Below are 24,913 nucleotides of genomic sequence, written 5' to 3'. Positions count from 1 at the left end.
GGTGAATGCTGAATTCTAGCCTGGCATTTTGCCGGCATCCTCTCTCGGTGTACCATCCCAGAAGACTTTAAATTCAATATTAACCCGGAAGAACAAATGACCTCGCGTGTGATTGCACTGGATTTAGACGGTACACTGCTAACCCCTCAAAAAACCCTGCTTCCCTCTTCGCTTGAAGCACTTAAACGTGCCCAGGAAGCGGGATATCAACTCCTGATCGTCACGGGTCGACATCACGTTGCCATTCATCCTTTTTATCAGGCACTGGCGTTAGATACACCTGCAATTTGTTGTAACGGGACTTATTTGTATGATTATCAAACAAAAAAGGTTCTTGAGTCCGATCCGCTGCCTGTCACTCAGGCGCTGCAACTGATTGACCTGCTGGATGAACACGCCGTACACGGGCTGATGTACGTTGACGATGCCATGCTGTATGAACGCCCAACCGGGCATGTGATCCGCACCCGCAACTGGGCGCTGACGCTGCCTGAAGCCCAGCGCCCGGTGTTTACCCAGGTGTCTACTTTGCGTGAGTCCGCGCAGGAGGTGAACGCTATCTGGAAATTCGCGTTGACGGATGAAAACACGCAAAAGCTGAATGAATTCGCGGCGCATGTGGAGCAAACGCTGGGGCTGGCGTGCGAGTGGTCGTGGCACGATCAGGTGGATATCGCCCGCAAAGGCAACAGCAAAGGCAAACGTTTGACGCAGTTTGTCGAATCTCAGGGCGGTTCAATGCGCGATGTGATTGCTTTTGGCGATAACTATAACGACATCAGCATGCTGGAAGCGGCGGGTACGGGCGTGGCAATGGGCAATGCTGACGACGCGGTGAAAGCGCGCGCTAACGTGGTGATTGGGGACAACACCACCGATAGCATCGCGCAGTATATTTATACTCACCTGCTGTAATCAGGTGGTGATCGAGACGCTCTTGATTTGCGCGTACAGCCACAGGCCAGGCTTGATACCGAGTTCATCCCTGGCCCACGGGCTGATGCGCGCCCAGAGCGTCTTGCTGCCGATTTCGAGCTGGACTTCCACCTGTCCGTTATCGTCGAAACATTGCGCCACTTTGGCGCGCAGAATATTGCGGATACTGGATTGCAGCGGCGGTTGCAGCACCAGCGAAACGTCAGACGCCTGAATGCGGATCCGCAGCGCGGTCTGCAACGGTTTTTCAATCTTATTGACCCACAGATGCTGATCGCCCAGCGCCAGCGCCGTCATGGCGTAGTGCGGGTGGTGCTCCAGCACGCTCACTTTCAGCACGCTACTTTGTTGCTCTTTCGGCAACCACGGGTGCATGACGCTGCTGCCCCACACCTCTTCCAGATTGCCAAAGGCTTTGACGCTGCCATTTTCCAGCACCAGCACTTTGTCTGCCAGATGTAAAATCTCATCCAGAGAATGGCTGACATACAGCATCGGAATGTTAATTTCGCGCGCCAGACGCTGGAGATACGGTAACAGTTCACGCTTACGCGGGATGTCGAGCGAGGCCAGCGGCTCATCCAAGAGCAGCAGTTCTGGCGCGGTGAGCAGGGCACGACCAATGGCGACGCGCTGTTTTTCCCCTCCCGAAAGCGACGACGGCAGACGCTCAAGTAAGGTTTCAATTCCGAGCAGCGCCACCAGCTTATCAAACTGTCCGGCCATGCTTTTCGCCATGCCGTAGCGCAAATTGCCGCGCACGTTGTAATGCGGGAACAGGCGCGCATCCTGAAACACGTAGCCAATACGGCGCTTCTCAGGGGCCAGGTAAATCTTCTTTTCGACGTCATTTAGCACGCGATCGTTAAGGGCAATGCGGCCCGTTTGCGGACGCGTCAGGCCGCTAATCGCGTTGATAAGCGACGTTTTACCCGCGCCCGATACGCCAAAAACGGCGGTGATCCCTGACGCAGGCAGCGTTTCGTTGAGCGTCAACGTGTGGTTGCCCAGCGTTTGGGTGAAATTGAGTTCCAGCATGATTATTTCCCCATCCGCTCGCGGCTAAGACGCGCCAGCCATTCAGAAACCAACAGCGACACCAGCGCCAGGACGATGGAAATAATGCACAGTCGCGCCGCTGCGCCTTCGCCGCCAGGGGTCTGAATCAGGGTATACATGGCAGAAGGGATGGTGCGGGTTTCGCCAGGAATGTTTGACACAAACGTGATGGTCGCGCCGAATTCGCCGAGCGAACGGGCAAAAGCCAGCACCGTGCCGACAATAATTCCCGGCAGGGTCAGCGGGAGCGTGATGGTGAAGAAGACGCGCCAGCGCCCGGCACCGAGCGTACGCGCGGCGTGCTCCAGTTTGATATCCACCGCTTCCAGCGCGAGGCGAATCGCCCGCACCATCAGCGGGAAGGACATCACTGCTGCTGCCAGCACCGCACCGCGCCAGGTAAATGCCAGCGTCAGGCCAAACCAGTCATACAGCCATTCGCCGATAAAACCGCGGCGTCCCATGGCGATCAGCAGTAAATAGCCAACCACTACCGGCGGCAACACCAGGGGAAGATGAAGAACACTGTCGAGCAACGCTTTGCCCGGAAACTGGCAGCGAACCAGCAGCCAGGCAAAAAAGATCCCAAAGGGCAAACTAAAGGCAACGGCCAGGGAAGAGACTTTAAGGCTGAGAATCACAGCCTGCCATTCAGGATCGGTCAATATCATCAGTGAGTCGTAAATCCATAACGTTTAAAGGTTGCTGACGCTTCAGGCCCCTTCAGATAGTCAAAGAAGGCGCTGACCGTCGCATTTTTGTGTCCATCAACAATCGCAATCGGGTACTCGACTTTCCTATGAGAGTCTTCAGGGAACGTACCGACCACTTTCACGCCCTTACTGGCAACTGCATCAGAGCCGTAAACGATGCCCAGAGGGGCTTCATTACGCTCCACCAGAGCCAGCGCACCGCGCACATCTTCAGCGGGTGCCAGTTTCGGGGATAATGTATCCCAGGCACCCAGTTTTTGCAGCGCTTCTTTAGCGTAAATCCCGGCTGGAACATGATCCGGATCGCCCACCGCCAGACGCCCGTCTTTCAGCAGGCTGGCCCAGTTGGTCTCTTTAGAAATCGCGATCTCGCCCTGTGCGCTCGCTTTAGGCGCGATAACCACCAGGCTGTTGCCCAGCAGCGTTTCACGGGTTGCGGCGTCGATAGATTTCTTCTCGACCGCATAATCCATCCATTTCTGGTCGGCAGAAATAAACAGATCGGCCGGGGCCCCTGCTTCAATCTGACGCGCCAGCGTTGACGACGAGGCAAAAGAAGAGACCACATCGACGTTTTTCTCTTTCTTGTACTGCGCCGCAATATCCTGCATCGCATTGGTCAGCGATGCCGCGGCAAAGACCGTGATTTTGTTTTCTTCTGCCAGTGCATGCCCGGCGAGAGAAAGCGTCAACGTTGCCCCTGCAAGAAGGCGTAATAATATACGTGCCATTTTTATCTCCTGTTAACTTCGTTATATATAAATAAATATAACGATATCTGCAGGGAAGTCCTAGCGTTAAATCGTACCGATTAATGAGTAAAGCGTGCTGGCAATGGGAATACTATCGGCGCAGAAGGGAGAAACTTGAGGGCAAAACGCCCGGTCAGACCGGGCGTTTAGAAAGGAATCAATGCTGCTTTTTAGGCTGGTCTTTATGACCGATGTTCGAAAATACGTTGAACACTTCACCCAGGCCGTAGATGGCGCCGAGGATGATGGCCATCACTACGGGTACCATGATCACGGCGAATACCAGACTTTTCAACAACTCTAACATGGTGTTCTCCAGACATTGTGAGTGACGTATTCTACCCTGAAAAGCGAGAAAAACATCCCCTTTTGTGCGGTAGTCTTTGCGCATCCGAGCAATTGGGTCACAATACACTTTTTGCCAGGACTTTGTTATGCAGGCCGAAATTCTCCTTACCCTTCGACTTCAGCAGAAGCTTTTCGCCGATCCGCGCCGCATTGCCCTGCTTAAACAAATAGAGCAAACCGGCTCAATTAGCCAGGGCGCGAAAAACGCCGGTATCAGCTATAAGAGCGCGTGGGACGCCATCAATGAGATGAACACCCTGAGCGAGCAAACGCTGGTCGACAGAGCGACAGGCGGCAAAGGGGGCGGTGGCGCGGTGTTAACGCGTTACGGTCAGCGTCTGATTAAGCTGTACGATTTGCTGGCCCAGATTCAGCAAAAAGCCTTCGATGTCCTGAGCGATGACGATGCCCTTCCGCTCGATAGCCTGCTGGCAGCCATCTCTCGCTTCTCACTGCAAACCAGCGCGCGCAATCAGTGGTTTGGCACCGTGACGGCGCGCGATCGCGCGCAGGTACAACAGCACGTGGATATTCTTCTCGCCGATGGCACCACGCGCCTGAAAGTGGCAATTACGGCGCAAAGCGGTGAACGACTCGGGCTCGACGAAGGCAAAGAAGTGCTGGTGCTGCTCAAAGCACCGTGGGTGAATATCACACGCGATGCGGAACAGGCCAAAACGGCGGATAACCAACTGCGCGGCACGATAAGCCAGATAGAACGCGGCGAAGAGCAGTCGGAAGTGCTAATGACCTTACCGGACGGACAGATCCTGTGCGCGACGATCCCCGCCGCTGCTGCAGACGATTTAACAGAAGGTGTCGACGTCACCGCATATTTCAATGCTGACCGGGTGATTATCGCCACGTTGTGCTGAGTGCATTGACAAATTTGCCGACAGTGCGTATCCCTGAAGATTATCGCTGCACTAAATGGGATATTTCATGTCATCATTGCATATTTCGCAAGGCACGTTTCGTCTTAGCGACACTCAAACGCTGGCCCTTCCTGATATCACTTTGCGCGCAGGCGAAAGCTGGGCGTTTGTGGGCACTAACGGTAGCGGAAAATCTGCACTCGCACGCGCGCTGGCGGGCGAACTCACACAGCTGAAAGGCGAACGCCGGTGCGAATTTACGCGCCTGACACGCCTCTCATTCGAGCAGTTGCAAAAACTGGTCAGTGACGAATGGCAGCGCAACAACACCGATCTGCTCAGTCCCGGCGAAGAGGATACTGGCCGTACCACGGCGCAGATCATTCAGGACGAGATCAAAGACGACGCCCGCTGCCGACAGCTGGCGGAACAGTTCGGTATCTCCGCGCTGCTGGATCGACGCTTTAAATATCTCTCCACGGGGGAAACCCGTAAAACCCTGCTCTGCCAGGCACTGATGAGCGCCCCTGACCTGCTGATTCTGGATGAGCCTTTCGACGGCCTGGATGTGCAATCTCGTGCGCAGCTGGCATCTCTGTTAGCCACGCTGAATCAGGAGGGTTACACCCTGGTGTTGGTGTTGAACCGTTTTGATGAGATCCCCGATTTTGTGCAATTTGCTGGCGTGCTGGCGGATTGCACGCTGGTGGAAACCGGCGATAAAACAGCGCTGCTACAACAAGCCCTGATCTCGCAGCTGGCACACAGCGAAAAGCTGGACGGCATCGCACTCCCGGAACCGGACGCCCCTGCGGCTCAGCACGAATTAGACCGCCACCAGCCGCGTATTCAATTGCGCAATGGCGTCGTGTCGTATGACGATCGCCCTATTCTTGATCAGCTCACCTGGACCGTGAATCCGCACGAGCACTGGCAAATCACCGGCCCCAACGGCGCAGGAAAATCGACGCTCCTGAGCCTGATCACGGGCGATCATCCCCAGGGGTATAGCAACGATTTAACCCTGTTTGGCCGCCGTCGCGGGAGCGGTGAAACCATCTGGGATATCAAGAAACATATTGGCTACGTCAGCAGCAGCCTGCATCTGGACTACCGCGTCAGCACCACCGTGCGGAACGTGATTTTGTCAGGCTATTTCGACTCTATCGGAATTTATCAGGCGGTTTCTGACAGGCAACATAAGCTGGCGCAGCAATGGCTGGATATTCTGGGCATGGATAAACGCGTGGCGGATGCGCCGTTTCACAGTTTGTCGTGGGGACAGCAGCGTCTGGCGCTCATTGTGCGCGCGCTGGTTAAGCACCCTACCCTGCTGATCCTCGACGAACCGCTGCAGGGTCTGGACCCGCTTAACCGACAATTAGTCCGTCGCTTTGTGGATATTCTGATTAGCGAAGGTGAAACGCAGCTGTTGTTTGTTTCACACCATGCAGAAGACGCCCCATCTTGCATTACCCATCGCCTGGCCTTTGTGCCGGAAGGTGAATGCTATCGCTACGCGTTAACCCGTATTAACTAACATCATCCAAGGGGCTTCGGCCCCTTTTTTCAGACAAGTGGCATCATTACATCCCTATCTCTTTGATTTAAAATGCTTAGGCATCAGCAGAAAGCGCGCTTGAAAAGCGGTGTAACCGATACCACTATTTTATCCCATGTCACACTTTTCGTGTCTCTGTTATGCTAAGGTTAATACATACCATAAGCCTAATGGAGCGAAAAATGCGAGTTCTGGTAACAGGTGGTAGCGGTTACATTGGGAGTCATACCTGTGTACAACTGCTGCAAAATGGCCATGACGTCATCATTCTGGATAACCTGTGCAACAGTAAGCGCAGCGTTCTGTCTGTCATTGAACGCCTTGGCGGCAAGCAGCCCACTTTTGTGGAAGGCGATATCCGCAACGAAGCGTTGATGACCGAAATCCTTCACGATCACGCGATCGATACGGTAATCCACTTTGCCGGTCTGAAAGCCGTCGGCGAATCCGTCGCGAAGCCGTTGGAATACTACGATAACAACGTTAACGGTACGCTGCGTCTGGTCGCTGCGATGCGCGCCGCGAACGTGAAAAACCTCATCTTTAGCTCATCTGCTACCGTCTATGGCGACCAGCCAAAAATCCCTTACGCTGAGAGCTTCCCGACCGGCACGCCGCAAAGCCCGTACGGGAAAAGTAAATTGATGGTGGAGCAGATCCTGACTGACCTGCAAAAAGCGCAGCCGGAATGGAGCATCGCCCTGCTGCGTTATTTCAATCCGGTAGGCGCACATCCATCAGGAGATATGGGCGAAGACCCGCAGGGCATTCCGAATAACCTGATGCCTTACATCGCGCAGGTTGCGGTGGGTCGTCGTGATTCTCTGGCGGTCTTTGGCAATGATTACCCAACGGAAGACGGCACGGGCGTGCGTGATTACATCCACGTTATGGATTTGGCCGACGGACACGTTGCCGCGATGCAGCAGCTGGCGAATAAACCCGGCGTGCACATCTACAACCTCGGTGCGGGCATTGGTAGCAGCGTGCTGGATGTCATCAACGCGTTCAGCAAAGCCTGCGGTAAGCCAGTGACCCATCACTTCGCACCGCGCCGCGATGGCGATCTCCCCGCTTATTGGGCTGATGCCTCTAAGGCCGATAAAGAGCTTAACTGGCGTGTGACCCGCACGCTCGATGAAATGGCACAAGATACCTGGCGCTGGCAGTCACGCCATCCACAGGGCTATCCGGACTAAGGACCTTCCGTCATGACGCAATTCAATCCCGTCGATCATCCACATCGGCGTTTTAACCCGTTAACCGGGCAGTGGATTTTGGTTTCACCGCATCGCGCCAAGCGTCCGTGGCAAGGGGCGCAAGAAACACCCGCCAAGCAGACGCTGCCACAGCACGATCCGGATTGTTTCTTGTGTCCGGGCAATACCCGCGTCACGGGCGATAAAAACCCGGATTATCAGACCACGTACGTTTTCACTAACGATTTTGCTGCGCTGATGACCGACACGCCGGACGCGCCGGAAAGCGCGGATCCGCTGATGCGCTGTGAGAGCGCACGCGGCACCAGCCGGGTGATTTGTTTCTCGCCGGATCACAGCAAAACGCTGCCGGAACTGAGCATCAATGCGCTGACCGAGGTGATCAAAACCTGGCAGGATCAGACCGCTGAGCTTGGCCAGAGCTATCCCTGGGTGCAGGTATTTGAGAATAAAGGCGCGGCGATGGGGTGCTCTAACCCGCACCCGCACGGTCAGGTGTGGGCAAACAGTTTCCTGCCGAACGAAGTCGAGCGCGAAGACCGCCTGCAAAAAACCTATTTCGCCGAAAACCAGTCTGCGCTGCTGGCCGATTACGTTCAGCGCGAAATGGCCGACGGGAGCCGTACGGTTGTCGAGACCGAACACTGGCTGGCCGTCGTGCCGTACTGGGCGGCATGGCCGTTCGAAACGCTGCTGCTGCCAAAAGCTCACGTTCTGCGCATTACCGAATTAACCGAAGACCAGCGCGATGATTTGGCGCTGGCGTTGAAAAAACTGACCAGCCGCTATGACAATCTCTTCCAGTGCTCCTTCCCCTATTCTATGGGCTGGCACGGTGCACCGTTTAACGGAGAAGACAATCAGCACTGGCAGTTACATGCCCATTTCTACCCGCCGCTGCTGCGTTCAGCGACGGTACGTAAATTTATGGTGGGTTACGAGATGCTGGCGGAAACCCAGCGTGATTTGACGGCAGAACAAGCAGCAGAACGTCTGCGTGCCGTCAGCGATGTGCATTACCGCGAATCAGGAGTCTAAAAAAATGAGTCTCAAAGATAAAACACAATCCCTGTTTGCTGAAACATTCGGCTACCCTGCCACCCACGCGATTCAGGCTCCTGGGCGCGTGAACCTGATTGGTGAACACACCGATTACAACGACGGTTTTGTGCTGCCGTGTGCAATCGATTATCAAACCGTTATCAGCTGTGCAAAACGTGATGACCGCATCGTGCGCGTCATTGCGGCGGATTACGGTAATCAAACCGACGAGTTTTCACTCGACGCGCCGATCGTAGCTCACGAGACGCAGCAGTGGTCTAACTATGTCCGTGGCGTGGTGAAACACCTGCAAATGCGTAATAAGGATTTTGGTGGCGCGGACCTGGTGATCACCGGTAACGTGCCGCAGGGCGCAGGGTTAAGCTCTTCTGCGTCTCTCGAAGTCGCCGTGGGGACGGTCTTCCAGCAGCTGTATCACCTGCCGCTGGACGGCGCGCAAATTGCCCTGAATGGCCAGGAAGCTGAGAACCAGTTCGTGGGCTGTAACTGCGGCATCATGGACCAGCTGATCTCTGCGCTCGGCAAAAAAGAGCATGCGCTGCTGATCGACTGCCGCTCGCTCGGCACCAAAGCGGTTCCCCTGCCAAAAGGCGCCGCGGTGGTGATCATCAACAGTAACTTTAAGCGCACGCTGGTGGGCAGCGAATACAACACCCGCCGCGAGCAGTGCGAAACCGGGGCGCGTTTCTTCCAGCAACCGGCGCTGCGTGATGTCTCCCTGAACGAGTTCAACAAAGTGGCGCACGAGCTGGATCCGGTCGTGACCAAACGCGTTCGCCACGTATTAACCGAAAATGCACGCACCGTTGAAGCCGCGTCAGCGCTGGCGCAGGGCGATTTGAAACGGATGGGCGAACTGATGGCTGAGTCGCACGCGTCAATGCGCGACGACTTCGAGATTACGGTTCCGCAAATCGACACGCTGGTGGAGATTGTCAAAGCGACCATCGGCGACAAAGGCGGCGTGCGCATGACCGGTGGCGGCTTCGGCGGTTGTGTTGTCGCCCTCATCCCGGAAGAGTTGGTCCCTGCCGTTCAGGATGCCGTTTCACAGCAATATGAAGCGAAAACCGGAATCAAAGAAACCTTCTACGTCTGCAAACCTTCACAAGGAGCGGGTCAGTGCTAAACGAAACACCTACGCTTGCCGCCGATGGCCTGCCGTACCGCCTGTTAACCCTGCGCAACAGCGCAGGGATGGTGGTCACGGTCATGGATTGGGGCGCAACGTTACTTTCTGCTCGTGTTCCGATGCCTGACGGCAGCGTACGTGAAACGCTGCTCGGCTGCGCGTCGCCGGAACAGTATGTGAATCAGGCCGCGTATCTCGGTTCGTCCGTGGGCCGTTACGCGAACCGCATTGCGAAAAGCCGTTTTACGCTCGACGGTACAGAGTACGCGCTTTTGCCAAGCCAGGGTGAAAACCAGCTTCACGGTGGCCCTGAAGGGTTTGACAAACGCCGCTGGCGTATCGTGCAGCAGAACGACTGTGAGGTCCTGTTTGCGCTGGAATCTGCTGATGGCGATCAGGGCTTCCCGGGCCATCTCTCTGCGTCAGCGAAATTTACGCTGACAGAAGATAACCGCATCTCAATTGAGTACCGTGCAACGGTCGATAAGCCGTGTCCGGTGAACATGACCAATCATGCGTATTTCAATCTGGATGGCGACCAGTCCGACGTCCGTCAGCATAAGCTCCAGCTGCTGGCCGATGCCTGGCTGCCGGTCGATGAGATGGGTATTCCTTTTGAAGGACTGAAAGCCGTTGCCGGTACGAGCTTTGATTTCCGCGCGCCTAAAACCATCGCGAAAGAATTCCTGAGCGATGATTATCAGCGCAAGGTGAAAGGCTACGATCACGCGTTTCTGCTGCAGGCGAAAGGTGATGTCAGCCAACCCGCCGCACAGGTGTGGTCTGCAGATGAAAAACTGCAAATGACGGTGTTCACCAATGCCCCTGCGTTGCAGTTCTATTCGGGCAACTATCTCGGCGGAACGCCGGCGCGCGAGCAAGGTGATTACAGTGACTGGCAGGGTCTGGCGCTGGAAAGCGAGTTTTTGCCGGATAGTCCGAATCATCCTGAATTCCCGCAGCCGGACTGCATTCTGCGGCCGGGTTCGGAGTACGTCAGTCTGACGGAATATCAGTTTATAACGCATTAATCTCAAGCCCTCCTCCCGGAGGGCTTTTTTTGTCCATCTTGCTGAAAATAGCGCCATTCACAGACAAAATCATAACCCGCGATTCACAAGCAGCTTACACTGGGGCACTATTTTCGCTATGGTTAGTGTTAAGCGTTGCCGCTGGCCCCGCCACGGCAATATAATGAGAATTGTTATCATTCAACGCGTAAAATCATTCATGTTGCGTCAAACGGGATTGCCCTAAAAATTCCAGGAGCAAATGTGTGACTGGGTTTTGAGAGCGAAACTAACGCAGAAGCAGCATGAAAGATGAAGCGCAAATAAAGCTTATGAGGAGTGAGATATGGCTGTAACTAAGCTGGTTCTGGTGCGCCACGGCGAAAGTCAGTGGAACAACGAAAACCGCTTCACCGGTTGGTATGATGTTGATCTGTCAGAGAAAGGCGTTGGCGAAGCAAAAGCTGCAGGTAAACTGCTGAAAGATGAAGGCTTTAGCTTTGATTTTGCTTATACCTCAGTGCTGAAACGTGCCATCCATACTCTGTGGAACGTTCTGGATGAACTGGATCAAGCCTGGCTGCCGGTTGAGAAATCCTGGAAGCTGAATGAGCGCCACTACGGTGCGCTGCAGGGTCTGAACAAAGCTGAAACCGCTGAAAAATACGGTGACGAGCAGGTTAAGCAGTGGCGTCGCGGCTTTGCAGTGACTCCACCAGAGCTGACCAAAGACGACGAGCGCTATCCGGGCCACGATCCGCGTTACGCTAAACTGACCGATGCCGAGCTGCCGCAGACCGAAAGCCTGGCGCTGACCATCGATCGCGTTGTGCCTTACTGGAACGACACTATTCTGCCGCGTGTGAAAAGCGGTGAGCGCGTGATCGTTGCCGCTCACGGTAACTCCCTGCGCGCGCTGGTGAAATACCTGGACAACCTGGGCGAAGAAGAAATTCTCGAACTGAACATCCCTACTGGCGTACCGCTGGTGTACGAGTTCGATGAAAACTTTAAACCAATTAAACGTTACTATCTGGGTAACGCTGACGAAATCGCTGCAAAAGCGGCGGCCGTAGCGAACCAGGGTAAAGCGAAGTAATTTTCGCCAGAGTAAAAAAAAGCGTGGAGCAATCCACGCTTTTTTATTTGTCCGGATAATTACCCGCGACGCGCTTTTACCGCATCGGCCAATTGGCGCAGAAGCGTATCGGTATCATCCCAGCCAATACAAGCATCCGTCACGCTCTTGCCGTAGACCAGCGGTTCACCGCTCTCCAGATTCTGATTACCCTCGACCAGATGGCTCTCAATCATCACGCCAATCACCGCTTTTTCGCCGTTAACCAGTTGCTGGCAAACATCGGCGCCGACGTCCATCTGTTTTTTGAACTGTTTGCTGGAGTTAGCATGGCTGAAATCAATCATCACGTTCGCAGAAAGGCCCGCTTTTTCCAGCCCCGCTTTGACTTCTTCAACATGCTTAGCGCTGTAGTTTGGCTCTTTACCGCCACGCAAAATAATGTGGCAGTCGCCATTACCGCTGGTATTCACAATCGCGGAGTGACCCCATTTGGTCACGGACAGGAAGCAGTGCGGCGCACCCGCGGCGTTGATCGCATCAATAGCCACTTTAATCGTGCCGTCCGTTCCGTTTTTAAAACCAACGGGGCAAGACAAACCTGACGCCAATTCGCGGTGTACCTGGGATTCGGTGGTTCGGGCACCAATGGCACCCCAGCTCATCAAATCGGCAAGGTATTGCGGAGTGATCATATCCAGGAACTCACCCGCCGCAGGCAGGCCAGCATCGTTGATTTCCAACAGCAGTTTGCGCGCAATACGCAGTCCGTCGTTGATCTGGAAACTGTTGTCCATGTGCGGATCGTTGATCAGCCCTTTCCAGCCCACCGTGGTGCGCGGCTTTTCGAAATAGACACGCATGACCACTTCCAGCTCACCTTTCAGCTCTTCGCGAAGCGCGAGCAGACGCGCGGCATACTCTTTCGCCGCTGCGGGATCGTGAATGGAACAGGGACCGATGACGACCAGCAAACGATCGTCATTGCCGTTAAGGATTTTGTGGATCGCTTTACGGGCATGAGAAACGGTATTCGCAGCGTTTTCAGTGGCGGGGAATTTTTCAAGGAGTGCGACAGGGGGTAATAACTCATTGATCTCTTTGATACGTAAATCGTCATTCTGATAATTCATGATCGTTCCGGCTTTGCCATATATTTGGTAATGAATGCAATCCTTTCAATCTAACTTGTCGGCCAGGAAGTGTAAACGGGCTTTTACACTTCTCACGGATAATTCCTGGAATTACGCTAATAAACGCCACAAAGTAGCGAAAAGCGAGATGTAACCTACACTTTTTAAATGTAACGACTTTGTTTATATGTTTTAACATGATTCTATTCTGACATAACGCCAGAAATCAGAATCTTTCACCACTGAGCGAAACCCTCTTTCGCCTGTGCACTGTTGGACGACGTTATCCAGCAAATAACAACCAGAACAGGAGCATCACGATGAAAATGACTAAACTGGCAACTCTTTTCCTGACAGCAACGCTGACAATGGCAAGCGGCGCCGCACTGGCAGCCGATGCATCGAGTTCTGATAACAATGGACAGGCCAACGCTGCAGCCAGCGCGGGCCAGGTTGCACCGGATGCTAAACAGAACGTTGCTCCTAATAATGTTGATAACAATAATATCAATACAGGTAGCGGTAACAGCAGCGGAACGATGCTGCATCCGAACGTTACCGATTCAGGCACGATGAACCATGACGGCATGACCAAAGACGAAGTGCACAAAAACTCAATGTGTAAAGACGGTAAATGCCCTGATATGAACAAAAAAGTGGAAACCGGCAGCGGTGACAACAGCGAAGTAGACACCAAAACGGACGGTACAACCCAATAACGGGTTACGTCACGAATATTTCCCCTGAAGATAAAAGGAGAGCTGAAGCTCTCCTTTCTTTTTTGTGCAAAATGCTAAAAAATCAATCTGTAAAATACTCACTCATCAGGACATTTTCATGGCGCATGCACATTCTCACTCGGATTCGCCGCGGGACGACAACGCTAAGCGCTTAATGCTCGCGTTTGGCATTACTGCGACCTTTATGGTGGTCGAGGTGATTGGCGGGCTGATCTCTGGCTCGCTGGCTTTGCTGGCCGACGCGGGCCATATGCTCACCGACGCCGCCGCGCTGCTTTTCGCCCTCATCGCAGTACACTTTTCCCGTCGCCCGCCCAATACGCGCCATACTTTCGGCTGGCTTAGGCTCACGACGCTCGCGGCTTTCGTCAATGCTATCGCGCTGGTCGTCATAACGATTTTGATTGTGTGGGAAGCTTTCCAGCGTTTTCGCCATCCGCAACCTATCGCTGGAATGACGATGATGATGATTGCCGTTGCAGGATTACTGGCCAATATCGCCGCATTCTGGATTTTGCATCGTGGCAGTGGGGAGAAGAACCTTAACGTGCGCGCAGCGGCGCTGCATGTCCTGGGCGATTTGCTCGGGTCGGTGGGTGCCATTGTGGCGGCGCTGGTGATTATCTATACCGGCTGGACACCCGTTGACCCGATTTTGTCGGTGCTGGTGTCCTGTCTGGTCTTACGTAGCGCCTGGGGTTTGTTGCGGGAGAGCGTGAATGAACTGCTGGAAGGTGCGCCGGTTTCGATGGATATTCCTGCGCTGAAACGCAATCTGTCTCGCTCCATCCCGGAAGTGCGTGATGTTCACCACGTTCACGTCTGGCAGGTGGGCGAGAAACCTGTCATGACGCTGCACGTTCAGGTTGTTCCTCCCCATGACCATGATGCCTTGCTGGGGCGCATTCAGCACTTTCTCGAACATCACTACACTATTTCACACGTCACCATTCAAATGGAGTATCAGCCCTGTAATGGACCGGACTGCCACCTCAATGAGACGCAGCCCGATCATTCACATCATCACCATCATTAACGGGAAAGCGCGCGTGAGCCACGCTGGCGCGCGCTGTTAATCCACATCCGGCTGCCGTTGAGGGCAATAAACGTGAGAAGCATATATTCCAGCGACATCGCGTAAACACCCTGCAATGCAAAGATCACCACGCTTATCACATTGATGATGACCCACAGCAGCCAGTTTTCGACGTATTTTCGCGTCATCAAAATCATCGCTGCAATGGAAAGCACCATCATGCAGGAGTCCCAGAACGGGAAGGCGTCAGGCTGCAGCTCAGGCATTGTTACGTTGAGTCCAAGGCTGCTCATTACCGAGACGGCAATGCGCGTAAGATAACCAAATACCGGGTTGATGTAGACCGTCATCAGACCGATGGCGACGACGCATGCCGCAAGCCAGGCGATGGCCTTAGGCAGGGGCAGCCAGCGAATTTGCAGTTCTGCCTCCTGCTGGCTGTTTTGCCGGGACCATGCGTACCAGCCGTAAATATTGGCGGCAAAGAAAAACAGCTGCAGCAAAAGACTGGCATAGAGCTGAATCTGGAAAAAAATAATCGCAAAGAGCGTCACGTTAACCAGGCCGAACGCATAGTTACTGATCTTCTCCAGACTCGCTAACCAGATACAGAGCAGGCCCGCGATAGTGCCGACAGCTTCAATCCATGACAGATCGTAGCCCCCCGTCCCGATCGGGATATGAACCAGAATGTTCTGCGTGCTAAAAAAATCCATCTCTTCCCCTGAGCGCGTATAACGCGTTGTCTTAAATCAAGAACGTAGTGTAGCCGCAAATTCCAGCATGCGGTTAAGCGGAAGTAATGCGCCTTCACGCAAAGCTGCATCAACATGGATTTCGTGTGCCGCGCCGCCAGACTCCAGGCCGTCGGCAATCGCTTTAAGCCCGTTCATCGCCATCCAGGGACAATGCGCACAGCTGCGACAAGTTGCCCCTTCCCCGGCAGTAGGAGCTTCAAACAGCTCTTTTTCCGGCACCGCTTGCTGCATCTTATAAAAAATACCGCGATCGGTGGCGACGATAAGCTTCTGCTGCGGTAACGTTTTTGCCGCGTTGATCAGTTGGCTGGTAGAACCCACGGCATCCGCCATGTCGACAATCGACTGGGGTGACTCTGGATGAACCAGAATGGCGGCTTCGGGATACAGCGCCTTCATGCGTGCCAGTGCCTGGGTTTTAAACTCGTCATGGACGATACAGGCGCCCTGCCAGCAAAGCACGTCTGCGCCCGTTTGCTTTTGCACATAGTTTCCCAGATGTTTATCTGGCGCCCAAATGATCTTCTGGCCCAGGCTATCAAGATGTTCAATCAGCTCGACGGCAATACTGGAGGTGACAACCCAGTCAGCACGGGCTTTGACCGCGGCGGAAGTATTTGCATAGACCACGACAGTTCGGTCAGGATGCGCATCGCAAAATGCGCTGAACTCTTCGATAGGGCACCCTAGATCAAGGGAGCATTCCGCATTCAGCGTCGGCATCAAAATAGTTTTTTCAGGACTCAGAATTTTCGCCGTCTCGCCCATAAAGCGAACGCCAGCCACCAGAAGCGTTGACGCAGAATGTTTTGCCCCAAAACGCGCCATCTCAAGAGAGTCAGAAATACATCCGCCCGTCTCTTCAGCCAGCTGTTGAATTTCAGGATCGGTGTAATAATGCGCCACCATCACGGCGTTACGTTCTTTTAGCAAACGTTTGATTTTTTCGCGGTAAAACTGTTTTTCGTCCAGATTTAACGGCACAGGTTTAGGCGGAAAAGGATAGATTGCGGCCTCTGGATCAAACATCACGCTCATCATTGCATCTCGTTTTGCTGGCTTAACCGTTTTGCGTTATTTCCAAGGAACTTAGCAAAAGGGTCAGCGATCATGTTTTATATACTAAACAAGATAGCGAATTTGAGGTGAAAAGTCACAGGAATTGAAAAGCAAATAGATGCCTTTTTGCATTGGCGGGTTGTGAAGGATGACTCGGCTTTGTCCACTCTCCGGGCCGTCACCAGAGGATCACTGCGTTCGGCTCGAACCTGCTGTAGGTTCGAATCTTTCAAAGCGCAGATAGCAAAAAAGCGCCTTTAGGGCGCTTTTTTACATTGGTGGGTCGTGCAGGATTCGAACCTGCGACCAATTGATTAAAAGTCAACTGCTCTACCAACTGAGCTAACGACCCCTTTCGGGATTTACTTCTCTTTATTCAGGCTGGTGGGTCGTGCAGGATTCGAACCTGCGACCAATTGATTAAAAGTCAACTGCTCTACCAACTGAGCTAACGACCCATTCGGGTGCTGCCTGAATTTTACTTTTTACCAATATAAATTGGTGGGTCGTGCTGGATGACTCGGCTTGGCCTCGCCCTTCGGGCCATTGCTTTCGCAACGTTATCCTTCACGTCTAACATCTTAGTCAGATGTTAAATTGGTGGGTCGTGCAGGATTCGAACCTGCGACCAATTGATTAAAAGTCAACTGCTCTACCAACTGAGCTAACGACCCAAATGGTGGGTGATGACGGGCTCGAACCGCCGACCCCCTCCGTGTAAAGGAGGTGCTCTACCAACTGAGCTAATCACCCTTGTACTGCTGTAATTTTTAGTAGTGGCTCGTTCAGGATGACTCGGCTTCGCCTTGCCCTACGTGCCGTTGCTGATGCAACGTTACCCTTTACGTTTTACTATCGTGTTCCACCAGAACGATTGGTGGGTCGTGCAGGATTCGAACCTGCGACCAATTGATTAAAAGTCAACTGCTCTACCAACTGAGCTAACGACCCACTATTTTGCTGCTTTTAGGGTGTTTGATATCCCTTGGCAACGGCGGCATATATTACTGATTTAAGAATTGAGCGCAACAAAAATTTCGATGAAGATCACTTAACTGCTTACGAATCAGGCGGCACGACCAGAAAAAACGCGATTTCTGGTCATGCGATACTCATCCCATCGAACCAAGACGTTTTTGCGCTTGTTTAGCGCCTTCAGTGCCTGGGTACTTACTAACCACCTGCTGAAACACAGCCTTCGCTTTTGCAGTATCGCCTTTGTCCTGCATGATCACGCCGACCTTAAACATTGCATCAGATGCTTTAGGTGATTTGGGGTAATTTTTTACCACAGAGGCAAAATAAAACGCCGCATCATCCTTTTTCCCTTTGTTGTAATTCAGCTGACCGAGCCAGTAATTTGCATTTGGCTGGTAAGTCGAATCAGGGTATTTCTTCACGAAGCTTTGAAACGCCGCGATGGCATCGTCCTGACGAGATTTGTCCTGAACCAGGGCAATCGCTGCATTGTAGTCAGTATTCGCGTCACCGCTTTGTACAGGAGCGCCTGCGGAGGCCGACGCATCTGTTGACGGTGCAGGCGTTGCTGTCGCAGCGCCTGTTTGATCTCCAGCAGCAGGTTGCGCACCCGCAGCACCGCTGCTGAGGCTATCCATCTGCAACAAAATCTGCTTCTGTCGTTCGACAACCTGATTTAGCTGATACTGACTTTCCTGGATCTGCCCACGAAGAGAATCAATATCATTTTGGTTATCAGAAAGTTGCTGCTGAAGTTGGGTTAAAAGCTGACTGTGAGCATTAGAAATACGCTCGAGTTGGGTGACGCGGTCTTCGACCGAGCCTGAGCCGACACTACTGATTGGCGCCTGAGCAAAAGCGGCCCAGGGGGCCGCTATACCAATCAGTAACGACAGACTCAACAAGTGATGTCTGAAGTTACTGCTCATGCAATTCTCTTAGTAAACCAGTACAGCACGACGGTTTTTGGAGTAAGCCGCTTCGTCGTGACCCAGTACTGCAGGTTTTTCTTTACCGTAAGAAACGATGGAGATCTGGTCAGCAGAAACGCCTTTACCCTGCAGGTACATTTTAACGGCGTTAGCACGACGTTCACCCAGGGAGATGTTGTACTCTGGAGTACCACGTTCGTCAGCATGACCTTCTACGGTGACTTTGTAAGATGGGTTGCTACGCAGGAAGTTAGCGTGTGCATCCAGCATCGCAGCGAAGTCAGAACGGATATCGAATTTATCCAGATCGAAGTAAACGATGTTGTTCTGCTGCAGCTGTTGCATCTGAAGACGAGCTTGTTCTTCAGAAGACATGTTGCCGCTACCGTTAGCGTCCATACCAGTACCAGCGCCCATCATGCCTTCGCCGCTCTGGTCGTTGCTTGCATTCTTGTTAGAAGAACACGCTGCGATTGCCATTACAGGCAGAGCGATCATCAGCCCCTTCAGCACTTTGTTCAGTTGCATTTCTAAGATTCCTTTAGTAATCAATTAATTATTATTTAGAGATACGGCGACCAGGCAGGTGATTTTACCTGTCCATCAGTTGCCGGAAGACGCGCTTTGAAACGCCCATCTGTAGAAACCAGATTCAACACGGATCCCATCCCCTGAGAAGAGCTGTAGATTACCATCGTGCCGTTAGGTGCCAGACTTGGCGTTTCGTCCAGGAACGTTGACGACAATACTTGTACGCCTCCCGTCACCAGATCTTGTTTGGCAATGTGCTGCTGACCACCAGCTGAACTCACCATTACCATCGTTTTACCGTCACTGCTGACATCAGCGTCCTGGTTCTGTGAACCTTCCCAGGTAATGCGCTGCGGTGTACCGCCATTGACGTTAACTTTGTAAACCTGTGGACGACCTGCCTGGTCAGACGTAAACGCCAGATTCTGGCTGTCCGGGAACCAGGTTGGCTCAGTGTTGTTGCTGCGACCATCGGTCACCTGACGAATCTGACCAGAACCCACGTCCATGACATAAAGATTCAGGCTGCCTGTTTTAGACAAGGCAAACGCCAGCTTGGAGCCGTCCGGAGAGAATGCTGGAGCACCGTTGTGACGCGGGAACGAAGCAACCTGACGGACAGCGCCATTGGACAGCGTCTGGATAACCAGTGCGGAGCGTCCACTTTCGAAAGTCACGTACGCCAGTTTAGAACCGTCTGGAGTCCAGGCCGGTGACATCAGCGGTTGCGGAGAGCGATGCACAGTGAACTGGTTGTAACCGTCGTAGTCAGAAACGCGAAGCTCGTACGGGAATTGACCGCCGTTGGTCTGAACCACATAAGCGATACGAGTACGGAAAGCGCCTTTAATACCGGTCAGTTTCTCGAACACTTCATCACTTGCAGTGTGACCCGCATAGCGCAGCCATTGCTTGTTCACTTTATAAGTGTTCTGAGCCAACACTGTACCTGGCGCACCACCGGTATCAACCAACTGATAGGCTACGGTATAGCCACCGTCTGGATTCGGAGTCACCTGACCCACAACCACAGCATCAATACCCAGCGCAGACCAGGCGGCAGGTTGAACTTCCTGAGCCGTGCCCGGCTGTTGTGGCAGACGAGAACGATCCAATGGATTGAATTTGCCGCTGTTTCGAAGGTCAGCGGAAACAATACCACCAACGTCTTCCGGCGCAGCGCCAGGGCCCGCCCACTGGAACGGAACAACACCAATCGGACGTGCCGAGTCCACCCCTTGGGTGATCTCAATACGTACTTCTGCGTGCAGCACAGCTGCCCACAGCATAAAGAAACTCACAGCTACACGTAATGCCTGCTTCATTATATCTCCCTTATCTGAGTAACATTACCCACGATAATTAGCAGAATGTTAACAAACTCAAATAAACAAAACTACCGACACCCTGCGACTAAACCTGGCCTATTTTTTCAACTTTGCACAGAAAAAATGACTTAAGGTTTGAAGTCCAGTGGTGCATTTTTAAAGACTTCGTAAACCGCCTGCGAAGGTGGTTTTGGCATTTTCGCCTGGCGCGCTGCAGCAAGAGCTGCTGTACACAAGGCTGGATCGCCCCCTTCGGACTGAATATCGAGCAACATACCATCTGGCGCCAGTTTTATACGCAAAGTACACGTTTTACCGGCGTAAGATGAGGCATCATAAAATCGACTTTCAATAGCAGATTTTATCTGCCCGGCATAACCACTGATTTCAGCGCCAGAAGCACCGTTATTCTTAGTGTTACCACTTCCTGCTGGTGACGCATTGTTTCCTTTCGCCCCACCGCCCGTTTTCGGTGCATTCTTACCTGAGCTTAAATCACCGAAAAGGTCGTCAACATCTGACGCAGAGGCTTTATCTGCCGCGGCTTTTTTGGCTGCGGCGGCTTTGGCTGCAGCTGCTTTATCGGCAGCCGCTTTCTTATCTGCGGCAGCTTTTTCTGCAGCAGCCGCTTTTTTATCGGCGGCAGCCTTCTCAGCAGCAGCCGCTTTTTCTGCGGCGGCTTTCTCTGCTGCTGCAGCTTTCTTAGCCGCATCAGCAGTGGCTTTTTTCTCGGCTTCCTGAGCTGCCTTCTTGGCCGCTTCGGCTTCTGCTTTCTTCTGAGCATCGGCAGCCGCTTTCTTAGCCGCTTCTGCCTCAGCTTTTTTCTGAGCATCAGCAGCTGCTTTTTTAGCGGCTTCCGCTTCGGCTTGTTTTTGCGCATCGGCGGCAGCTTTCTTCGCTGCGTCAGCGGCTACTTTTGCCTGAGCATCTGCTTTCACTTTTGCATCCGCTGCGGCTTTGGCGGCCGCCTCTTCAGCTTGCTTCTGCTGCTGTTGTGCTTTCTTCGCCGCGTCTTCAGCTTGTTTTTGCTGATCCGCCTGCTCTTTTGCCGCTTCTTGCGCTTGCAAACGTTCTTTCTCGAGCTGTTTCAGGCGCTCTTGCTCCGCCGCCTGCTTTTCACGCAGTTCTTCGGCTTGCTGTTGCGCCTGTTTGTCACGCTGCTCTTCAGCACGTTTCGCACTCGCCTGTTGCTGTTGCTCACGGTTATAGTTTTGCACTACCGCACCAGGATCTACCATGACGGCGTCGATGGACGATCCACCGCCACCGCCAGCTGCTGCATCTATATGCTCATCGAACGAACTCCAGATCAGCGCTGCAAATAAAATGACGTGCAGCACTGCCGAGATAATTATCGCTCGCTTAAGCTTGTCGTTTTGTTCGGTTGCCTTTGACACTATCGGTTCCCAAAAACTGTGCAGATGATCAAATAGGTTGCGTCATCAAGCCAACCGACTTAACACCCGCGCTATGAAGCAAGTTCAGCGCTTTAATTATTTCATCGTAAGGCACGTCTTTCGCGCCGCCGATCAGGAAGACCGTTTTTGGATCGGCTTCGAGACGACGTTGCGCTTCAGCAATAATCTGCTCTGGTGGAAGCTGATCCATACGATCTTTTTCGACCACTACGCTGTATTGCCCTACGCCGGAAACCTCAATGATCACCGGTGGATTGTCATTGGAGCTGACCGCCTGCGATTCTGTTGCATCCGGCAGATCAACTTCCACGCTCTGGGTGATAATGGGCGCAGTCGCCATGAAAATCAGCAGCAACACCAGCAGTACGTCCAGCAACGGTACAATATTGATTTCGGACTTGAGTTCGCGACGACCTCGTCCACGCGATCTGGCCATGGTTTACCCCTTGTTACTCTCGGTGCTGGTAAACGCCTGACGGTGCAGAATCGCAGTGAACTCTTCCATGAAGTTGTCGTAGTTCAACTCAAGTTTGTTCACGCGCTGGTTCAGTCGGTTATAAGCCATAACTGCAGGAATAGCGGCAAACAGACCAATTGCGGTCGCGATCAGTGCTTCTGCGATACCCGGTGCAACCATTTGCAGCGTTGCCTGCTTCACCGCGCCCAGCGCGATAAAGGCATGCATAATCCCCCACACGGTACCAAACAGGCCGATATACGGGCTGATAGAACCGACAGTGCCGAGGAACGGAATATGGTTTTCAAGCGTTTCCAGCTCACGGTTCATGGAAATGCGCATCGCGCGCGAAGCGCCTTCGACAACGGCTTCCGGTGCATGATTATTCGCACGATGGAGACGAGCGAACTCTTTGAAACCGCTATAAAAAATTTGTTCGGAGCCTGAAAGATTTTCGCGACGCCCTTGGCTTTCCTGATACAAGCGAGAAAGCTCAATACCAGACCAGAACTTATCTTCAAAGGCTTCAGCTTCACGGCTGGCCGCGTTGAGGATACGGGTTCTCTGAATGATGATGGCCCAGGATGCGATTGAAAAACCAATCAAAATCAACATGATAAGTTTAACCAGAAGGCTAGCCTTCAGGAACAAATCAAGGATATTCATGTCAGTCACTGCTTAAACTCCGCGACAATAGACTTAGGAAGCGCACGAGGCTTCATAATGAGTGGATCAACACAAACAATCAGTACTTCTGCTTCGTTCAGCACTGTGTTCTCTGCATTGACGATCCGTTGCGTGAAAACCATTGAGGTTCCGCGCATAGATGTTATTTCCGTTTGGACTTCGAGCATATCGTCGAGTCTGGCGGGTGCAAAATACTCCAGCGTCATCTTGCGTACCACGAAAGCAACACGTTCAGCCAACAAAACCTGCTGACTAAAATGATGATGGCGCAGCATCTCAGTGCGTGCTCGTTCATAGAAAGCAACGTAGCTGGCGTGGTAAACCACACCCCCGGCATCAGTATCTTCGTAATAGACCCGAACCGGCCATCGAAACAGCGTTGTATTCACTTTACATCCCGGTAATGCAACAAAAGTTGGAGCTTTCAAACTTCGCTACTATACGCGCGGCAATGATGGTTTGGAATGGGGGAAAGTAAACGGAGAGTAAATTTTTATGGGCTCAGGTAAGCCCATAAGATTAACGGACAGTTCTTACTCAGTTGAAGAAAAAGATCAATCCTGCAAGGAGTACCACATCTGCGATCAGCGGGCAGAAAATCCCCTGCCAGTGTATCGCTTTTGGACGAAATCCCACGCCGTGAATGATGCCTGCGCAAACCGCCCACATAATGAGTAAACCATGCCAGATTTCCAGGTCGCTTGTTTTCGCTGCAAAGCGCGAAGGGTCCCAGAAAATACAGCCTGCCAGCAGTAATGCCATCACTAAGGAAAGCGCCCTTAACGGGCGCTTGTCCATTACCGCATAAAGCATTGCGATAATTTTCATCATCAGTGATTGTCTTCGCCCGCTTTAGACGCTTCAACATGTTCAAGCGCCAGGGCAGTGATGACACCAAATGCACAGGCAAGAAGCGTCCCTAAAATCCATGCGAAATACCACATATTCAGCTCCTTACTTAGTACATAGAGTGGGTGTTGCTTTCGATATGTTCTTTCGTGATTCGACCGAACATTTTCCAGTAACACCACGAGGTGTACAGCAGAATAATCGGTACAAACACGCCTGCAACATACGTCATTAAGTTCAGCGTCAGCTGGCTGGATGTCGCATCCCACATGGTCAGGCTTGCATTAAGCATCGTGCTGGATGGCATCACGAATGGGAACATCGCAATACCCGCAGTCAGGATGACGCATGCCAGCGTCAGTGAAGAGAACACGAATGCCCACGCCCCTTTTTCCAGACGAGACATCAGTACGGTCAGCAACGGCAGCAACACACCCAGAGCCGGGATAGCCCACAGCGCTGGCATAGTGTTGAAGTTAACCAGCCATGCACCCGCCTGGCGCGCCACTTCTTTGGTCAGCGGATTAGACGGTGCCGCATGATTAATGGCAGATGTCACCACGTAACCATCAATACCGTACACAACCCAAACGCCAGCCAGTGCGAAGCAAACCAGTGTCACCAGCGCAGCAACCTGTGCAGTGGCACGTGAACGCAGGTGCAACTCACCCACAGTACGCATCTGCAGATAGGTTGCGCCCTGAGTAATGATCATCCCCACGCTGACCACGCCTGCCAGCAGGCCGAACGGGTTCAGCAACTGGAAGAAGTTACCGGTGTAGTACAGACGCATATACTCGTCGAGGTGGAACGGTACGCCCTGCAACAGGTTGCCGAACGCCACGCCAATCACCAGCGGCGGCACAAAGCTACCGATGAAGATGCCCCAGTCCCACATGTTGCGCCAGCGAGTGTCTTCAATCTTAGAGCGGTAATCAAAACCGACCGGACGGAAGAACAAAGATGCCAACACCAGAATCATCGCCACATAGAAGCCAGAGAACGCTGCAGCATAGACCATCGGCCAGGCAGCAAACAGCGCGCCGCCCGCGGTGATCAGCCACACCTGGTTACCGTCCCAGTGTGGGGCGATGGAGTTGATCATGATTCGACGCTCGGTGTCATTACGACCGAGGAAACGGGTGAGCATGCCCACCCCCATATCGAAACCGTCAGTGACCGCAAAACCAATCAGTAAAATACCGACCAGCAGCCACCAGATAAAACGCAATACTTCATAATCGATCATTTCACGACTCCT

Annotated in this window: 27 protein-coding genes and 5 tRNA genes; 10 read left to right on the top strand and 22 right to left on the bottom strand. The window is 52.9% G+C overall.

Going from position 1 to position 24,913, the window contains the following annotated elements; all coding sequences use genetic code 11:
• Positions 1-96: 96 nt before the first annotated feature.
• Entirely contained in the window at positions 97-915 is an 819-nt protein-coding gene (locus tag I6L74_RS14630) for a pyridoxal phosphatase (RefSeq protein ID WP_059178601.1), read from the top strand.
• Here I6L74_RS14630 and modC read toward each other — a convergent pair whose 3' ends face one another.
• The 4 genes from modC to I6L74_RS14610 form a co-directional block, all read right to left on the bottom strand.
• A complete protein-coding gene (gene modC / locus I6L74_RS14625; protein WP_059178602.1) occupies positions 916-1,974 on the bottom strand; it encodes a molybdenum ABC transporter ATP-binding protein ModC in 1,059 nt (352 codons plus the stop codon).
• 2 nt (positions 1,975-1,976) lie between these two features.
• Positions 1,977-2,666 (bottom strand): molybdate ABC transporter permease subunit, encoded by a 690-nt coding sequence (gene modB / locus I6L74_RS14620; protein WP_059178603.1) that lies wholly within the window; start codon positions 2,664-2,666, stop codon positions 1,977-1,979.
• Positions 2,666-3,439, bottom strand: coding sequence for a molybdate ABC transporter substrate-binding protein (gene modA / locus I6L74_RS14615; protein ID WP_059178604.1), 774 nt, complete (start codon positions 3,437-3,439; stop codon positions 2,666-2,668). The genes modB and modA overlap by 1 nt, the downstream gene beginning before the upstream one ends.
• A gap of 178 nt (positions 3,440-3,617) precedes the next feature.
• Positions 3,618-3,767 carry an AcrZ family multidrug efflux pump-associated protein gene (locus I6L74_RS14610; protein ID WP_072241805.1) on the bottom strand — a complete coding sequence of 50 codons (150 nt, stop codon included), beginning with the start codon at positions 3,765-3,767 and terminating at the stop codon, positions 3,618-3,620.
• 127 nt (positions 3,768-3,894) lie between these two features.
• Here I6L74_RS14610 and modE point away from each other — a divergent pair, with 127 nt between their 5' ends.
• From modE to gpmA, 7 genes are all read left to right on the top strand, one after another.
• On the top strand, positions 3,895-4,683 hold the full coding sequence (gene modE / locus I6L74_RS14605) for a molybdenum-dependent transcriptional regulator (protein WP_059178605.1): 789 nt from the start codon (positions 3,895-3,897) through the stop codon (positions 4,681-4,683).
• Positions 4,684-4,750: 67 nt separating this feature from the next.
• Positions 4,751-6,223 (top strand): molybdate ABC transporter ATP-binding protein ModF, encoded by a 1,473-nt coding sequence (gene modF / locus I6L74_RS14600; RefSeq protein WP_059178606.1) that lies wholly within the window; start codon positions 4,751-4,753, stop codon positions 6,221-6,223.
• Positions 6,224-6,426: 203 nt separating this feature from the next.
• Complete coding sequence (gene galE, locus I6L74_RS14595; protein ID WP_059178607.1) at positions 6,427-7,443, top strand: UDP-glucose 4-epimerase GalE; 1,017 nt, start codon at positions 6,427-6,429, stop codon at positions 7,441-7,443.
• Between the two features lie 12 nt (positions 7,444-7,455).
• Complete coding sequence (galT, locus tag I6L74_RS14590; protein WP_059178608.1) at positions 7,456-8,502, top strand: galactose-1-phosphate uridylyltransferase; 1,047 nt, start codon at positions 7,456-7,458, stop codon at positions 8,500-8,502.
• Positions 8,503-8,506: 4 nt separating this feature from the next.
• Positions 8,507-9,655, top strand: a complete 1,149-nt coding sequence (gene galK, locus I6L74_RS14585) for a galactokinase (RefSeq protein ID WP_059178609.1) — start codon at positions 8,507-8,509, stop codon at positions 9,653-9,655.
• Positions 9,649-10,689 carry a galactose-1-epimerase gene (gene galM / locus I6L74_RS14580; RefSeq protein ID WP_059178610.1) on the top strand — a complete coding sequence of 347 codons (1,041 nt, stop codon included), beginning with the start codon at positions 9,649-9,651 and terminating at the stop codon, positions 10,687-10,689. The genes galK and galM overlap by 7 nt, the downstream gene beginning before the upstream one ends.
• A 325-nt stretch (positions 10,690-11,014) precedes the next feature.
• Entirely contained in the window at positions 11,015-11,767 is a 753-nt protein-coding gene (gpmA, locus tag I6L74_RS14575; protein ID WP_012016646.1) for a 2,3-diphosphoglycerate-dependent phosphoglycerate mutase, read from the top strand.
• A gap of 59 nt (positions 11,768-11,826) precedes the next feature.
• Here the strand turns inward: gpmA and aroG are convergent, their stop codons facing one another.
• Positions 11,827-12,879 carry a 3-deoxy-7-phosphoheptulonate synthase AroG gene (gene aroG, locus I6L74_RS14570; protein WP_059178611.1) on the bottom strand — a complete coding sequence of 351 codons (1,053 nt, stop codon included), beginning with the start codon at positions 12,877-12,879 and terminating at the stop codon, positions 11,827-11,829.
• Positions 12,880-13,199: 320 nt separating this feature from the next.
• Between aroG and I6L74_RS14565 the strand changes: the two genes are divergently transcribed.
• Both I6L74_RS14565 and zitB read left to right on the top strand, forming a co-directional pair.
• On the top strand, positions 13,200-13,598 hold the full coding sequence (locus tag I6L74_RS14565; protein WP_059178612.1) for a YbgS-like family protein: 399 nt from the start codon (positions 13,200-13,202) through the stop codon (positions 13,596-13,598).
• Positions 13,599-13,716: 118 nt separating this feature from the next.
• The gene (zitB, locus tag I6L74_RS14560; RefSeq protein ID WP_059178613.1) at positions 13,717-14,655 is read left to right on the top strand and encodes a CDF family zinc transporter ZitB; all 939 of its coding nucleotides are present in this window, start codon (positions 13,717-13,719) and stop codon (positions 14,653-14,655) included.
• Here zitB and pnuC read toward each other — a convergent pair.
• The 17 genes from pnuC to cydB all read right to left on the bottom strand — a co-directional run bounded on the left by pnuC (position 14,652) and on the right by cydB (position 24,901).
• Entirely contained in the window at positions 14,652-15,371 is a 720-nt protein-coding gene (gene pnuC, locus I6L74_RS14555) for a nicotinamide riboside transporter PnuC (RefSeq protein WP_059178614.1), read from the bottom strand. The two genes, zitB and pnuC, sit on opposite strands and share 4 nt — an antisense overlap.
• Before the next feature lie 36 nt (positions 15,372-15,407).
• Positions 15,408-16,451 (bottom strand): quinolinate synthase NadA, encoded by a 1,044-nt coding sequence (gene nadA / locus I6L74_RS14550; protein ID WP_059178744.1) that lies wholly within the window; start codon positions 16,449-16,451, stop codon positions 15,408-15,410.
• 297 nt (positions 16,452-16,748) lie between these two features.
• Positions 16,749-16,824 (bottom strand) — tRNA-Lys (locus tag I6L74_RS14545).
• A 30-nt stretch (positions 16,825-16,854) separates the two neighbouring features.
• Positions 16,855-16,930, bottom strand: a tRNA-Lys gene (locus I6L74_RS14540).
• A 140-nt stretch (positions 16,931-17,070) separates the two neighbouring features.
• A tRNA-Lys gene (locus I6L74_RS14535) sits at positions 17,071-17,146 on the bottom strand.
• A gap of 3 nt (positions 17,147-17,149) precedes the next feature.
• Positions 17,150-17,225, bottom strand: a tRNA-Val gene (locus I6L74_RS14530).
• A 122-nt stretch (positions 17,226-17,347) separates the two neighbouring features.
• Positions 17,348-17,423, bottom strand: a tRNA-Lys gene (locus I6L74_RS14525).
• Positions 17,424-17,584: 161 nt separating this feature from the next.
• Complete coding sequence (gene cpoB / locus I6L74_RS14520) at positions 17,585-18,379, bottom strand: cell division protein CpoB (protein ID WP_059178615.1); 795 nt, start codon at positions 18,377-18,379, stop codon at positions 17,585-17,587.
• 9 nt (positions 18,380-18,388) lie between these two features.
• Positions 18,389-18,910 carry a peptidoglycan-associated lipoprotein Pal gene (gene pal, locus I6L74_RS14515; protein ID WP_012016639.1) on the bottom strand — a complete coding sequence of 174 codons (522 nt, stop codon included), beginning with the start codon at positions 18,908-18,910 and terminating at the stop codon, positions 18,389-18,391.
• 35 nt (positions 18,911-18,945) lie between these two features.
• Positions 18,946-20,238 (bottom strand): Tol-Pal system beta propeller repeat protein TolB, encoded by a 1,293-nt coding sequence (gene tolB, locus I6L74_RS14510; RefSeq protein WP_059178616.1) that lies wholly within the window; start codon positions 20,236-20,238, stop codon positions 18,946-18,948.
• Positions 20,239-20,369: 131 nt separating this feature from the next.
• Entirely contained in the window at positions 20,370-21,638 is a 1,269-nt protein-coding gene (gene tolA / locus I6L74_RS14505) for a cell envelope integrity protein TolA (protein ID WP_059178617.1), read from the bottom strand.
• Positions 21,639-21,666: 28 nt separating this feature from the next.
• Positions 21,667-22,095, bottom strand: coding sequence for a colicin uptake protein TolR (gene tolR, locus I6L74_RS14500; protein ID WP_059178618.1), 429 nt, complete (start codon positions 22,093-22,095; stop codon positions 21,667-21,669).
• A gap of 3 nt (positions 22,096-22,098) precedes the next feature.
• Positions 22,099-22,791, bottom strand: a complete 693-nt coding sequence (tolQ, locus tag I6L74_RS14495; RefSeq protein WP_071818725.1) for a Tol-Pal system protein TolQ — start codon at positions 22,789-22,791, stop codon at positions 22,099-22,101.
• On the bottom strand, positions 22,788-23,192 hold the full coding sequence (gene ybgC, locus I6L74_RS14490) for a tol-pal system-associated acyl-CoA thioesterase (protein ID WP_012016634.1): 405 nt from the start codon (positions 23,190-23,192) through the stop codon (positions 22,788-22,790). Before ybgC ends, tolQ begins: the two co-directional genes overlap by 4 nt.
• 148 nt (positions 23,193-23,340) lie before the next feature.
• A complete protein-coding gene (ybgE, locus tag I6L74_RS14485; protein ID WP_096759511.1) occupies positions 23,341-23,634 on the bottom strand; it encodes a cyd operon protein YbgE in 294 nt (97 codons plus the stop codon).
• Entirely contained in the window at positions 23,634-23,747 is a 114-nt protein-coding gene (gene cydX, locus I6L74_RS14480) for a cytochrome bd-I oxidase subunit CydX (RefSeq protein ID WP_059178619.1), read from the bottom strand. The genes ybgE and cydX overlap by 1 nt, the downstream gene beginning before the upstream one ends.
• A gap of 14 nt (positions 23,748-23,761) precedes the next feature.
• Positions 23,762-24,901 carry a cytochrome d ubiquinol oxidase subunit II gene (gene cydB / locus I6L74_RS14475; protein ID WP_059178620.1) on the bottom strand — a complete coding sequence of 380 codons (1,140 nt, stop codon included), beginning with the start codon at positions 24,899-24,901 and terminating at the stop codon, positions 23,762-23,764.
• Between the last annotated feature and the right edge of the window lie 12 nt (positions 24,902-24,913).

Source organism: Lelliottia amnigena, assembly GCF_019047465.1.
GTDB lineage: Bacteria > Pseudomonadota > Gammaproteobacteria > Enterobacterales > Enterobacteriaceae > Enterobacter > Enterobacter amnigenus.
The sequence above is the reverse complement of the archived record's forward strand: the minus strand, read 5'-3'. Positions and strand labels throughout refer to the sequence as shown.